The following is a 12,397-nucleotide window of genomic DNA, read 5'->3' on the forward strand; positions in this document are numbered from 1 at the left end:
CGTATGGATGTAGGTTCTTTCGGTTTCACCATTGCCGGACTGGTTGTGGGTTTCATCGTCGGCATGACCGGCGTCGGTGGCGGTTCGCTGATGACTCCGATTTTGCTGTGGTTCGGCATCAGCCCGGCCACTGCCGTGGGCACCGACCTGCTCTACGCCGCCATCACCAAGGCCAGTGGCGTCTGGGTGCATGGCCGCAACAAGAACATCGACTGGAAGATCACCGGCTGGCTCAGCCTGGGCAGCGTGCCGGCTGCCGCCCTGACCCTGTGGTTCCTCAGCACCCTGCACACCGACACCTCGGCGCTCAACGCCGTCATCAAGCAGGGCCTGGCCGTGGTGTTGATCCTCACCGCGCTGGCGATCCTGTTCAAGACCCGCCTGCAGGCATTCGCCAATCGCCATGCCGGTGACCATTACTCGCTCAGCGACCGCAGCCTGAACATCCTCACCGTGCTGACGGGCGTGGTGCTGGGGGTGATGGTCACGCTCACCTCGATCGGTGCTGGCGCACTGGGCACCGTGGCGTTGTTCCTGCTGTACCCCTTCCTGGTCACCCGCCGCCTGGTGGGCACCGAGATCGCTCACGCCGTGCCACTTACGCTGGTAGCAGGGCTTGGCCACGCCGGCATGGGCAACATGGACTGGTCGCTGCTGGGCTACCTGCTGCTCGGCTCGCTGCCAGGCATCTACCTGGGCAGCCACCTCACCGGGCGCATTTCTGACCGCGTGCTGCGGCCTTGCCTGGCGGCGATGCTGCTGTTGATCGGGTACAAGTTGGCGTTTTGAGTGGGGCGCAAGTCTTGAGATTGGCGATGGAGCGCAAGTCTTGAGATTGGCGGTGGGGCGCAAATCGAGCGCCGCCCGCGCGGCGCATCGCGGGCAAGCCCGCTCCTACGGTCTACCTCCGGCCAGTGCTGTCAGCTACATCTCCACTGCCAGCCTTGGTACATGGCTTGCGATTGAGGTGAAGCTAACAGTACCCGCCTTGATATCGAGTCGAGCACACAAGGCGGACGGTGAAGATGCCACTGGCATAATTGGCCGGAGGTAGACCGTAGGAGCGGGCTTGCCCGCGATGCGCCGCGCGGGCGGCGCTCGATTTCGACAACGCTGAAAGACCCACGACAAGCACGCCCCCAAGCCAAATCACCCAAACCGCAACCGCCACTCCCCCGCAAAGCTCAGCTCAACCCGCGATAACGGCAACACATCGACAAGCCGATACGCCGACATCGGGCAACCCAGCACCTGCACCAGCACCGCGCGAATCACCATCGGGTGGGTCACCGCCAACCACTCACCCGGCGCCTCGAACCCCGCCAGCCAAGCCGCCATGCGCTGGCACAGCGCAGCAAACGATTCACCGCCATGCGGCGCGCTGTGCGGGTCCTGCAGCCACTGCGCCAACGCCTCGGGTTGCTCCGCCTGCAGCGCTTTGAGTGAGCGCCCCTGCCAACGCCCAAGGTCACAATCGGCCAACGCCGGCTCGACTTGCACCTGCGTCGAAAACCACGCCGCTGTCTCACCCCCACGCCGCTCAGGCGCTGTCAGCACCCGCACCTCAGGCACCAGGGGCAATGGCTGAGCGTCCAGCGCCAGGATGCCATCGTCAGGACGGTGCAGGCGCCCGACCTTCTGGGCCTGGGTCAGGGCATGGCAGATCAACGTGAGGCGTACGGCTTTCACCAGAAGGCTCTTTGCAAGGGCGGGGGCGACTGGTTTAGCACGCCCTGGTTTTTTTCCGCAACATTGTCGCTGCCAATGAGGAACACTGCGCTACGATCGCCACTCCAATTTAGGCGAAATGCCACCAGAGCCCACCCGATGCCAGCCAGTTCCTCCTCTCCTAGCCCGTTGCTGCTCGCCCTGCGCGAAGGCACCCGTGACTGCCACAAGGCGCTCGAAGCCCGCCTGCCATTCTTCGAAGCCAGCTTCGACGTCGCCGCCTATAGCCGACTGATCCAGGCTTACTACGGGTTTCATGCGCCGCTCGAGGCCCGCCTGGGGGCTTATCAGGAGCCCATGCGGACCAAGACGCCAACGCTCACGCTGGACCTGCAGGCCCTGAGCTTGAGCGCTGCCGACATCGACGCCCTGCCCTTGTGCCAGGCGCTGCCCGCCATCAGCAGCGAGGCCAGCGCGCTGGGTGTGATGTACGTGGTCGAAGGCTCGACCCTGGGCGGCCAGGTACTGAAGCGGGCCATGGCCGAACGCCTGGGGCTCGGGCCTGCCGAGGGCACGGGCTTTTTCGACGTGTACGGCGCTCAGACTGGCAACTACTGGCGCAGCTTCCTCGACCGGCTCGGCCAGGCGTCGGCTACCCCTGCAGCGCAGGCCGCGACCGTGCAGGCCGCCATCGAGACGTTCCAGTGCTTCGAAAACTGGCTTGGGCAACGCCACGTGCTGAACTGAAAGGCACCACTCAGGCAAACACCTGCAGCCCGCCCCACGCTGGCAGCAGGCCCACCAACCCCACCGCTAGCCGTGGCCAATAGGGCATCAGCATTACCAGTACCAACCCCGCCAACGACATCACCGCGAACCAGGCCACAGACCCCATGGCCCAGCCCCAGGCCTGGGCGCAGAGCACCAGGCTGAGCACCAGCGCCAACCAGCCTGCAGCGCGCAGCACGCGACGCACAGCCGGCGGGCAAGTTCTGTTCCAGACCTGCTTGTAGTGCCGCTCCAGCCCTTGGCACAACGCGAGCATCCCGGCGTAGGCGAACAGCACGCCACCTGCAAACAGCATCATCATGCTCCGGCCTCCACGCTGCGCCCGGCTCTGCCTTTGAGCGGCGCTGGCGCGGCATGCTGCACGCGCCACGCCACCATGCCGAGCAGTACGCCCAACACCCCGGCGCACGCCACCACTCCCTGGCGCAACCCATCAGCCAGCCCGCCGAACACGCCAAGGCCGACGCACAGCAGCGCCGTCAGCCCCAACTGCTCGACCCATGCCCGGCGCGCCGGCCGGATCCCCGCATGCAATAGCGCCAGCAGCCAGACCCCAAAGAACGCGCGCACCTCCCAACCTTCGCGGTGCGCAAGTTCCACCGGCAGCAAGCGGCTGGCCCACAGCAACCCCACACACGCCAGCAGCAACCCGGCGACGAAGCCGATGTTGCACACCTCGGCAACCCGGTACCACCGCCGCGCCGAGGCATCAGCGCTGGCAGTGGCATACTTGCGCCCACGCTTGACGCAGAACAGCACCAGGCCACTGGCGATCATCACGCAGCTGATCACCCCGCAAACGAAGTACAGCCAGCGCATCGGGTACCCGCCGAACTGGGCGAAATGCAGGCCGACCATCACCCGCTGAGTCAACGGTGCCGCGCGCCACTCGGTCACGTCGCTGAGCAGTTTGCCGCTGACACCGTCAAAGACCATCGCCTGCCCCTTGGACAGCGCGATGCGGTTACCCAGTTCGGGGCGGATTTCGATACGGGCGCCAGCGGTGTTGGGGTTGCGAATGTTGAAGCCGGATATCGGCCCCAGCGCTGCCTCGGCCTGGGCCAGCAGCGGCACCACATCGGTCAGTTGACCAGGCTGCTTGGCCTGCCCGCGCGGCTGCTCCAGGCGGCCGTTACCCTGGGCCTGGAAGTAAGCACGGTTATCACCGGAGAACAGCGCATCGACCCCTGCTGGAATGTAGATGAGCATGAAGATCACCAGGCCGGTGTAAGTGATCATCAGATGGAACGGCAGCAGCAGCACCGCGCTGGCGTTGTGAAAGTCCAGCCAGGAGCGCTGGCCCTTGTTTGGCCGGAAGGTGAAGAACTCCTTGAAGAGCTTCTTGTGGATGACGATGCCGGTGACCAGCGCCGCGAGCATCACCAGCGCCAGTGCCCCGACCACGAAGATGCCCCAGTTGCGCGGCAGGTCGAGGGTGAAGTGGAAGCGGAAGAAGAAGTTGCCGCCCACGCTGTCACGCACGTCGATGGCCTCGCCGCTGTGCGGGTCGAGGTGGACCGCTGTGCCGTGGCGCCGATCGCCGGTGGACACCCGCAAACCGGGCGAGCGCTCGGTGGGCAGGCTGACGCCCCAGTTGCCGGCCTGCGCTTCGTGGGTTTGCAGGTAGCCGATGGCACGCCGTGCGGCATCGGCCTGGGACACGCCACTGGCCGGGATTTCCGGTTGCATCCAGTGGTTCAGTTCCTTGTCGAACACCGCCAAGGTGCCAGTCACGAAGATGGCGAACAGCAGCCAGCCGAAGATCAACCCGCCCCAGGTGTGCAGCCAGGCCATCGATTGGGTGAAGGTGTTTTTCATGCCAGCCACTCCAGCGCCTGCGGCCAGAAGCCAACCAGCGCCAAGGGCACGGCTGCGGCCAGCGGCGCCCAGGCGCGCCAGGCGTCACGACTGGCGAAGGCCCAGAGGATGGCGGCGGTGTAGAAAACGAACGCCGGCAGTGTGGCGACGATGACGGCGTCGGCAGGGGCCAGCGGCAGGAGGCGGGCCAGGCAGGCGCTGGCGGCATAGCTGAGGGCGTAGCCACCCAGCAGTGCGGCGCTGCTGCGGGAGAGGATCTGCAACCAGGCGGGGGCTTGGATCATCGGGTAGTCCTTTGCAGGGGGCAGTGGCTTCTGGGGCTGCTGCGCAGCCCTTTCGCGACGCAAGGCCGCTGTTACAGGGGGTCGCGTAATGCCTGTAAGAGTGGCCTTGCGTCGCGAAAGGGCCGCAGAGCGGCCCCTTGCAATCAAAACGAGATATTCAGCGAAGCAAACACCGCCCTGCCCGGCTGGTTGTAGGTGTTGGCGCCGGAACTGCTGGCATTGCCCCCGCGCAGGATCTGTTTGTCGAACACGTTGTTCACCCCCACCCGCACGTCATAGTTGGCGTTGAATTTGTACCCGGCGCTGACGTCCACCAGCCCGTACGCCTCGACATCTTCCTGTGCCTCGACGTCGTAGTCCTCCTGGGTGCGGTAGTTGTAGGTCGGCGACTTCTGCTTGCCGTAGTAGGTTCCCGCCACCTGGAACGACAGCTTGTCGGTGGCGCGCCAGTCCAGGGTGCTGTTGACCGTGTATTCGGGGATCACCGACAGCGGCTCGCCCGTCTCGCGGTTGTCGTTGTCGAGCATCCAGGTCAGGTTGGTATTCCAGTCCAGCGTCGGCGTCAGTTCGACGAAGAAGTTGCCCTCGATGCCTTCCACGCGCGCTTCGCCCGCGTTCTCCCACTGGGTCACACGGCGGCCGCTGTTGATGGTGTAGAGCACATCGGTATCACCGATGATCTTGTTCTTGTAATCGTTGCGGAAGTAGGTCGCGCTGGTGCGCCAGGTGCCACGGTCGTACAGCAGGCCGATCTCCTTGTTGACGCTGATTTCCGGCTTGAGGTCGGCGTTGCCCTGCAGGTAGCAGCCACCCGAGTTGGACTGCTGCACGCTGCAGCCGTTGCCACGGCTGTAAAGCAGGTAGTTGGGGTTGGACTGGTACAGGTTCGGCACCTTGTAGGCCCGGGCGATGCCACCTTTGACCGACAGCGCGTCAGTCAGCTTGTGCGACAGGTTGAGGCTCGGGCTGAAGTTGTCGCCGAAGGTTTCGTGGTGGTCGAAGCGCAGGCCCGGGGTGACCGTGGTGTTGCCGAGGATGATGTTGTCCTCGACGAACAACGCATAGCTCTTGGCAGTCATCTTCGAGTTGCTGCGGTCGAAACCGCTGATCACATCGCTGCCACCGCCACTCGGGTCGAAGCTCTGCGGGCGGAACGAGCCTTGGTCGTTGAGCGATTCGTACAGGTACTCGCCGCCCAGGGTCAGCACGTGTTCGCTGCTGCCCATGGCGAACGGCAGGTTCACCTCGCTGCTCAGGCGGGTGTTGCGCAGCCGCGACATGGCCGCACCACTGTCGTTGATCGCGCCTTCCGGCCCACCGGCCAGGCCTTCGTTGAGGCGCCAGTTGCGCACGTACTCGTAGGCCAGGCTGGTCTTGCTGGTGCCCCAGCTGAAATCGCCCAGGTGGGTCAGGTCGTAGGTGTTGCGCTGCATGACGTTGGTTTCATGGCCGTACAGGCTGTTGATCAGGTCGAGGTTGCCACCCCCGTTGCTGTTCATGGTGTCGCCGGCGTAGATGTTGCCTTGGCGGCCATAACCGGCGCTGGCTTCGAGGCGGTGCTCGTCGTTGAGTTTCCAGCTCAGCAGGCCGTTGATGTCTTTATTGCGCACGCCTTCACGCCCGGCGACCAGTGCGCTGTTGGCGTGGTCGGCGTTGATGTCGAGGTCGTCGGCATCGGTCTTGGCCAGGCCGCCATACACGCGCAAACCGAGGTTGTCGGTGAGCCCGCCGCTGACGTTGAAGTTGGCACGGCGGCTGACGCCCTCGGCGCTGTCTTCGGGCATCTGCGTGTAAAGGTTGAGGTTGCCCTTGAACTGTTCGGAGGGGCGCTTGGTGATGATGTTGACCACCCCGCCCATCGCCCCCGAACCGTAGCGCGCCGCAGCCGGCCCGCGAAGGATCTCGATACGCTCGACCGCCTCGGCCGGCACCCAGTTGGTGTCGCCACGGGTATCACGGTCGCCGTTCCAGCCATAGCGCACGGCATTGCGCGCGCTGGACGGTTTGCCGTCGATGAGGATCAGGGTGTTCTCCGGGCCCATGCCGCGCAGGTCGATCTGCCGGTTGTTGCCGCGCGCGCCACTGGCGCTGTTGCCGGTCAGGTTGACGCCAGGTTCGCGTCGGATGATGTCGGACAGGTCGTTGGCCGGTGGCCGGCGCTTGATGTCTTCTTCGGTGATGACCGACGAGCCCAGCGCCTGCCGTGCTTCGCGCTCTGCGGTGACCAGGGTGTCCTGGATCACCAGCGCATTGTCGGCGACCGGCACCTCCAGCACCTCACCGGCGCGCCGCTGCTCGGGTTCGGCTGCGGTCGCCATCATGGCCGGCGACGCCAGCGCGACGAAGGCCAGGGCCAGGCTGTTGGGTGAGGTTCTGGACTGCATTGCTACATCTCCTGCGGTAGGTAAGCGAATGGGCACATCCCTGCCAGGAAGCCGGGGGCCCACGCCCACCGGCCTCGCAAACACTGCTTGGGGGCCAACAGGGGTGGTAAATATAGTGATTCTCAATTGAGGTGGAATCTTATTTACGAAACTTACATGTTTGTAACGGAACTTTTCAAAAGCCGAGATGGCCCGTGTACAGTCACCCCACCCCTCCTCCCTGTGTCGAGACAGCGTGTTCATGCTCCCAGCCGCCCTGATCTTCCTGTTCACCCTGACCCTGGTCATCTGGCAACCCAAAGGCCTCGGCGTTGGCTGGAGCGCCACCCTCGGCGCCGTGCTGGCGCTGGTGTTCGGCGTGGTGTCGTTGCATGACATTCCAGCGGTGTGGGCGATCATCTGGAACGCCACCGCCACGTTCATCGCCCTCATCATCATCAGCCTGCTGCTGGACGAAGCGGGGTTCTTCGAGTGGGCGGCGCTGCATGTGGCACGTTGGGCGCGCGGTGACGGGCGCCGCCTGTTCGCCTTCATGGTGCTGCTGGGCGCGGCAGTGTCGGCGCTGTTCGCCAATGACGGCGCGGCCCTGATCCTGACCCCGATCGTGATGTCGATGCTGCTGGCGCTGCGCTTCTCCCCGGCGGCGACCCTGGCGTTTGTCATGGGCGCAGGGTTCATTGCCGACACCGCCAGCCTGCCGCTGGTGGTGTCCAACCTGGTGAACATCGTTTCGGCGGATTACTTCAAGCTGGGTTTCAACGCCTATGCCGCGGTAATGGTGCCGGTGAACCTGGTGGCCGTGGCGGCCACGCTGCTGGTGCTGTGGCTGTACTTTCGCCGCGACATCCCGCTGCGCTACGCCACCGATGAGCTCAAGCTGCCGGCCATGGCCGTGCGCGACCGGGCGACCTTCCGCGTCGGCTGGGTAGTGCTGCTGGCGCTGCTGGCCAGCCTGTTCGTGCTCGAACCCATGGGCATCCCGGTAAGCGCCGTGGCCGCAGCGTGCGCTGCGGTGCTGTTCGCCGTCGCCGCCCGTGGCCATGTAATTTCCACCCGCCGCGTGCTGCGTGAGGCGCCGTGGCAGATCGTGGTGTTTTCGCTGGGGATGTACCTGGTGGTCTACGGCTTGCGCAACGCCGGCCTGACCGACTCGCTCGTCACCGCACTCAACTGGCTGGCCGGGCATGGGCTGTGGGCTGCGTCGCTGGGTACCGGGCTGATTGCGGCGCTGCTGTCGTCGGTGATGAACAACCTGCCCAGCGTGCTGATCGGTGCGTTGTCGATTCACGCCAGCGATGCCCAGGGCGTGGTGCGCGAGGCGATGATCTACGCCAACGTCATTGGCTGCGACCTGGGGCCGAAGATCACCCCGATTGGCAGCCTGGCCACGCTGCTGTGGCTGCATGTGCTGGCGCGTAAAGGGGTGTATATCGGTTGGGGGTATTACTTCAAGGTTGGGCTGCTGTTGACCGTGCCGGTGTTGCTGGTGACGTTGGCGGCGCTGGCGCTGCGGCTGAGCTTTTGACGTCTAGGCCAAGCGACGCAAAGTCTCTACGTCTGAGACGTAGGGATGCAGTATGCTGACGATCATTGAGTCGCCACTTTCCACCAAGCAGTGGCCCGATTAATGGATCGCACAAATCATGCCCCTGACCGAAAAAGAACTGATGTTGCGTGATGCCACCCGCAACATCGGCGAAGAACTCCTGGCGTCCATCCGCGATGTAAAAGCTGGCCGCCAAGGCGCGGTACATCAGGTGGAAGTGACCGAAGCCGCTGAGGCGCGAAGCAGAACAGGGCTTTCACAACTGAAATTTGCAGCGTTGCTGGGCGTCTCGGTACGTACGCTTCAAGAGTGGGAGCAAGGTAGGCGCACGCCTTCTGGCGCGGCGCGGTCGCTGCTGCATATTGCCGCTTCCCGTCCCGACGTTTTCCGCGACGTACTCCAAGGCCGCTGATTTCGGAGCCAAAAGGGCCGCATCAGTTGGCGCCCACCCACCCATCCCATTTGCATCCTGCGCACAGGCTCCTACAGTTTCGAACGTAGCTACCCTGCCGAGGCGCCCATGCGCAGCGTCGAAAAAACCACGCAAATGGCCACTTCCAAGGCCCTGGTGAAAATCCCGCGCAGCGTCTGGGTGCTGGGGTTCGTGTCGATGTTCATGGACATTTCCTCGGAGATGATCCACGCCCTGCTGCCGCTGTACATGGTCACCGTGCTCGGCACCTCGGTGGTGGCGGTGGGCGTGATCGAGGGTATCGCCGAGGCCACCGCGTCGATCACCAAGGTGTTCTCTGGTGCACTCAGCGACCGGCTGGGCAAGCGCAAGCTGCTGACGGTGCTGGGCTATGGCCTGGGCGCCCTGACCAAGCCGGTGTTCCCCATGGCGTCGGGGCTGGACTGGCTGATGGGTGCGCGTTTCGTCGACCGTATCGGCAAGGGTATCCGCGGGGCGCCGCGGGATGCGCTGGTGGCCGACGTGACCCCGGCCGAGTTACGCGGCGCAGCGTTTGGCCTGCGCCAGGCACTGGACACCGTCGGCGCATTGCTTGGGCCGTTGCTGGCGATCATGCTGATGTGGCTGACGGCAAGCCATTTCCAGACGGTGTTCTGGGTGGCCGTGATACCGGCGTTCATCGCCGTGTACATCCTGGTGGCTTTCGTCCGCGAACCTGAAGCCTCGCCCGCTGCGCGCCCGGTACGTGCGCCGCTGGCATTGCACGAGCTCGCACGCCTGGGCCCGGGCTACTGGCGGCTGATCGGCCTGGCCATGGTCTTCACCTTGGCCCGCTTCAGCGAAGCTTTTCTGCTGCTGCGCGCGCAGGACATGGGCCTGGCGCCGTTATGGGCGCCAGCCGTGCTGGTGCTGATGGCGCTGGCCTATTCGCTGTCGGCCTACCCCGCCGGCGCACTGTCGGACCGCGTGGGCCGGCGTGGCGTGCTGGTGACCGGGCTCGGGCTGCTGATCGCCGCCGACCTGCTGCTGGCGCTGATGCCGGGCTGGGCCGGGCTGGTGCTGGGGGTGGCGGCCTGGGGGCTGCACCTGGGCTTCACCCAGGGCATCTTCGCCGCGCTGATTGCCGACACTGCGCCGGCCAACCTGCGGGGCACGGCGTTCGGCCTGTTCAACCTGCTGACCGGGGTGGCGCTGCTGGTGGCCAGTGTGGTGGCAGGGCTGCTGTGGGATGGAGTCGGGTTTCAGGCCACGTTCCTGGTCGGTGCCGGTTTTGCCGGCGCTACCCTGGCGGGCGTGGTGCTGGGGGCTTCATGAGTCGGTTTTCGTCAAAGGGGGGGTAGATGAATGTTTGAGATGCGGGCGCATGCCTGCAGGTAGTTGTCGCCATCAAGATCGAGCGCCGCCCGCGCGGCGCATCGCGGGCAAGCCCGCTCCTACGGTCTACCTCCGGCCAATTATGCCAGTGGCATCTTCACTGTCCGCCTTGTGTGCCCGACTCGATATCGATGCAGTGGAGATGTAACTGACTGCACTGGCCGGAGGTAGACCGTAGGAGCGGGCTTGCCCGCGATGCGCCGCGCGGGCGGCGCTCGATCTCATGAACAACAATCCAACAACGGCGAGCGCTTGAAGCTCTTGCCGCATCCGAGAAGCCCGCGAAGCGGCCGGGGCCGTCGACCTAGACCTGCAGCTCAACCTCCGGCCGCTGCTCCAGCAACGCCCAGCCACCCTGCCCGTCCACTTCCAGCCGATGGGTATGAAACGCACCCAGCGTGCTGCGGTGCCCGACGCTGACCAGCAGGGTCTGCGGCAGCTCGTTGCGCAACAGCGAATACAGCGCATGCTCCAACCCTTCGTCCATCGCCGAGGTAGATTCGTCGAGAAACACCACCTGCGGCCGGTTGAACAGCACACGGGCAAAGGCCAGGCGCTGCTGCTCGCCCACCGACAGGATGTGCGACCAGTCGCAGCTCACCGCCAGGCGCTCGGCCAGGTGGGCCAGGTTCACCTGGCGCAGCGCCTGCTGCATGCGTGCTTCATCCTCGAGCGTGCTGCCTGCCGGGTAGGCAATGGCGGTACGCAGATCGCCCAGCGGCAGGTACGGGCGTTGCGAGAGGAACAGCGCCTGGCTGCCGGTGGGTCGCCTGACCTCGCCCTCGGCATAGGGCCACAAGCCCGCCAGGGCGCGCAGCAAGGTCGTCTTGCCACTGCCCGAAGGCCCTTTGATCAGCAGCGCCTGGCCGGCGTGAAGGCGCAGGTCGAGGTCGGCGATCAGCGCGTGGCCGTCGGGGCGCATCACCTGCAAGCCAGTGATATCCAGAGCCTGTGCCTGCTCTCGGGTGCTGACCCGAGGCAGCGTACTGGCCTGCTGGTTGGCATCGAGAAACCCGGTCAGACGGTCGAGGGTGGCGCGGTATTGCGCAAATGTGTCGTAGGACTCACGGAAGAACGACAGCGCATCCTGCACCTGGCCAAAGGCCTGGGACGTCTGCATCACATCGCCCAGCTTGATGGCGCCACTGAAAAACCGCGGCGCCTGGAGAATGAACGGGAACACCACGGCAACCTGGCTGACACCCAGGTTGAAACCGCTGAACTTCAGGTTCCGGAACACCAGCGCCCAGGCGTTGACGATCAGCGCGCCAAAGCGGCCCAGCAAGGTACCCCGCTCTACCTGCGCGCCCTGGTAGAAGGCGATGTTCTCGGCGTTTTCACGCAGGCGCATCAACGCGTAACGGAAGTTGGCGGTGAGTTTTTCGTTGAGGAAATTCAAGCGGATCAACGGGCGTCCAAGGCGGAAGGCAATCCACGTGGCGATCAGTGCATACACGTACACGGCAAACACCATCGCCCGCGGGATCTCCACCCCCGCCACCGCCAGCGGCGCCGACAGCCCCCAGAGGATGCCGGTGAAAGCCACCAGCGACACCAGCGCGCTGACCGCGCCCAGGGCCAGCGTGACCGAATTGGTCACATAGGCATTGACGTCCAGTTCGATACGCTGGTCCGGGTTGTCCACCGGCTCGGCGAGGAATTGCCCGCGGTAATAGGCATCGCCGTGCATCCAGTCGCGGGTCAAGCGTTCGGTCAGCCAGACGCGCCAGTGGATGCTGAAGGCCTGGGTCACATAGAAGGTCAGCAACGCGCGCAGTACATGGAGGGTCGCCAGCACCGCGAACACCCCGAGCAGGTACCAGAACGCCGCCTGGTCAAGCGCTTGCAGGGCGCTGTAGAAGCCGTTGTACCAGAACGAGAACAGCACATTCATGCGTACCGAGAACAGCGTCAGCACCAGCAGCACTGCGAATACCAGCAGTGGCCGCCAGCTGCGCCTGAAGGTGAAATACGGGCCGGCGAGCTGCCAGAACTGGCTGCCCCAACGCGTGTAGCGTATGGCCAGGGTAGCGGCGGCGGTGAAGCCGATCAGGGTGATGAACGAGGCGATTGCAAGCCAGCTCAGGCTCTCTTGCAAGGCCTGGTGCCAGTTCATGTCCAT

11 protein-coding genes are annotated in these 12,397 nt (G+C 64.9%); 5 read left to right on the forward strand and 6 right to left on the reverse strand.

Annotation, left to right across the window (positions count from 1 at the left end):
- Window positions 1-3: 3 nt before the first annotated feature.
- The gene (locus tag ACNQPL_RS02200) at window positions 4-789 is read left to right on the forward strand and encodes a sulfite exporter TauE/SafE family protein (protein WP_346615798.1); all 786 of its coding nucleotides are present in this window, start codon (window positions 4-6) and stop codon (window positions 787-789) included.
- Between the two features lie 360 nt (window positions 790-1,149).
- On the opposite strand, the gene ACNQPL_RS02205 is transcribed toward ACNQPL_RS02200, so the two are convergent.
- A complete protein-coding gene (locus tag ACNQPL_RS02205; protein WP_416465630.1) occupies window positions 1,150-1,689 on the reverse strand; it encodes a histidine phosphatase family protein in 540 nt (179 codons plus the stop codon).
- A gap of 138 nt (window positions 1,690-1,827) precedes the next feature.
- On the opposite strand from ACNQPL_RS02205, the gene ACNQPL_RS02210 reads away from it, so the two are divergent.
- On the forward strand, window positions 1,828-2,415 hold the full coding sequence (locus ACNQPL_RS02210) for a biliverdin-producing heme oxygenase (protein ID WP_346615800.1): 588 nt from the start codon (window positions 1,828-1,830) through the stop codon (window positions 2,413-2,415).
- Between the two features lie 10 nt (window positions 2,416-2,425).
- Here ACNQPL_RS02210 and ACNQPL_RS02215 read toward each other — a convergent pair whose 3' ends face one another.
- From ACNQPL_RS02215 to ACNQPL_RS02230, 4 genes are all read right to left on the reverse strand, one after another.
- Window positions 2,426-2,758 carry a DUF3325 domain-containing protein gene (locus tag ACNQPL_RS02215; RefSeq protein WP_416465632.1) on the reverse strand — a complete coding sequence of 111 codons (333 nt, stop codon included), beginning with the start codon at window positions 2,756-2,758 and terminating at the stop codon, window positions 2,426-2,428.
- Window positions 2,755-4,275: a PepSY-associated TM helix domain-containing protein gene (locus tag ACNQPL_RS02220; RefSeq protein ID WP_416465634.1), complete on the reverse strand. Its 1,521-nt coding sequence runs from the start codon at window positions 4,273-4,275 to the stop codon at window positions 2,755-2,757. Before ACNQPL_RS02220 ends, ACNQPL_RS02215 begins: the two co-directional genes overlap by 4 nt.
- The gene (locus ACNQPL_RS02225) at window positions 4,272-4,559 is read right to left on the reverse strand and encodes an iron transporter (RefSeq protein ID WP_346615803.1); all 288 of its coding nucleotides are present in this window, start codon (window positions 4,557-4,559) and stop codon (window positions 4,272-4,274) included. Before ACNQPL_RS02225 ends, ACNQPL_RS02220 begins: the two co-directional genes overlap by 4 nt.
- Before the next feature lie 143 nt (window positions 4,560-4,702).
- Window positions 4,703-6,943 (reverse strand): TonB-dependent siderophore receptor, encoded by a 2,241-nt coding sequence (locus tag ACNQPL_RS02230; RefSeq protein WP_416465636.1) that lies wholly within the window; start codon window positions 6,941-6,943, stop codon window positions 4,703-4,705.
- Between the two features lie 241 nt (window positions 6,944-7,184).
- Here ACNQPL_RS02230 and ACNQPL_RS02235 point away from each other — a divergent pair, with 241 nt between their 5' ends.
- From ACNQPL_RS02235 to ACNQPL_RS02245, 3 genes are all read left to right on the forward strand, one after another.
- Window positions 7,185-8,468: an arsenic transporter gene (locus ACNQPL_RS02235; protein WP_346615805.1), complete on the forward strand. Its 1,284-nt coding sequence runs from the start codon at window positions 7,185-7,187 to the stop codon at window positions 8,466-8,468.
- 118 nt (window positions 8,469-8,586) lie between these two features.
- Window positions 8,587-8,901 (forward strand): helix-turn-helix domain-containing protein, encoded by a 315-nt coding sequence (locus ACNQPL_RS02240; protein ID WP_346615806.1) that lies wholly within the window; start codon window positions 8,587-8,589, stop codon window positions 8,899-8,901.
- Between the two features lie 108 nt (window positions 8,902-9,009).
- Window positions 9,010-10,215 (forward strand): MFS transporter, encoded by a 1,206-nt coding sequence (locus tag ACNQPL_RS02245; protein WP_416465639.1) that lies wholly within the window; start codon window positions 9,010-9,012, stop codon window positions 10,213-10,215.
- Between the two features lie 364 nt (window positions 10,216-10,579).
- Here ACNQPL_RS02245 and ACNQPL_RS02250 read toward each other — a convergent pair whose 3' ends face one another.
- Window positions 10,580-12,397, reverse strand: a complete 1,818-nt coding sequence (locus tag ACNQPL_RS02250) for an ABC transporter ATP-binding protein/permease (RefSeq protein ID WP_416465641.1) — start codon at window positions 12,395-12,397, stop codon at window positions 10,580-10,582.

This window comes from Pseudomonas sp. LFS044 (assembly GCF_047978245.1).
GTDB lineage: Bacteria > Pseudomonadota > Gammaproteobacteria > Pseudomonadales > Pseudomonadaceae > Aquipseudomonas.

Coding starts and splice junctions, on each gene's coding strand:
- ACNQPL_RS02245 (WP_416465639.1), top strand. CDS start 9,010: ATGCGCAGCGTCGAAAAAACCACGCAAATGGCCACTTCCAAGGCCCTG.
- ACNQPL_RS02200 (WP_346615798.1), top strand. CDS start 4: ATGGATGTAGGTTCTTTCGGTTTCACCATTGCCGGACTGGTTGTGGGT.
- ACNQPL_RS02230 (WP_416465636.1), bottom strand. CDS start 6,943: ATGCAGTCCAGAACCTCACCCAACAGCCTGGCCCTGGCCTTCGTCGCG.
- ACNQPL_RS02220 (WP_416465634.1), bottom strand. CDS start 4,275: ATGAAAAACACCTTCACCCAATCGATGGCCTGGCTGCACACCTGGGGC.
- ACNQPL_RS02210 (WP_346615800.1), top strand. CDS start 1,828: ATGCCAGCCAGTTCCTCCTCTCCTAGCCCGTTGCTGCTCGCCCTGCGC.
- ACNQPL_RS02225 (WP_346615803.1), bottom strand. CDS start 4,559: ATGATCCAAGCCCCCGCCTGGTTGCAGATCCTCTCCCGCAGCAGCGCC.
- ACNQPL_RS02250 (WP_416465641.1), bottom strand. CDS start 12,397: ATGGACATGAACTGGCACCAGGCCTTGCAAGAGAGCCTGAGCTGGCTT.
- ACNQPL_RS02240 (WP_346615806.1), top strand. CDS start 8,587: ATGCCCCTGACCGAAAAAGAACTGATGTTGCGTGATGCCACCCGCAAC.
- ACNQPL_RS02235 (WP_346615805.1), top strand. CDS start 7,185: ATGCTCCCAGCCGCCCTGATCTTCCTGTTCACCCTGACCCTGGTCATC.
- ACNQPL_RS02215 (WP_416465632.1), bottom strand. CDS start 2,758: ATGATGATGCTGTTTGCAGGTGGCGTGCTGTTCGCCTACGCCGGGATG.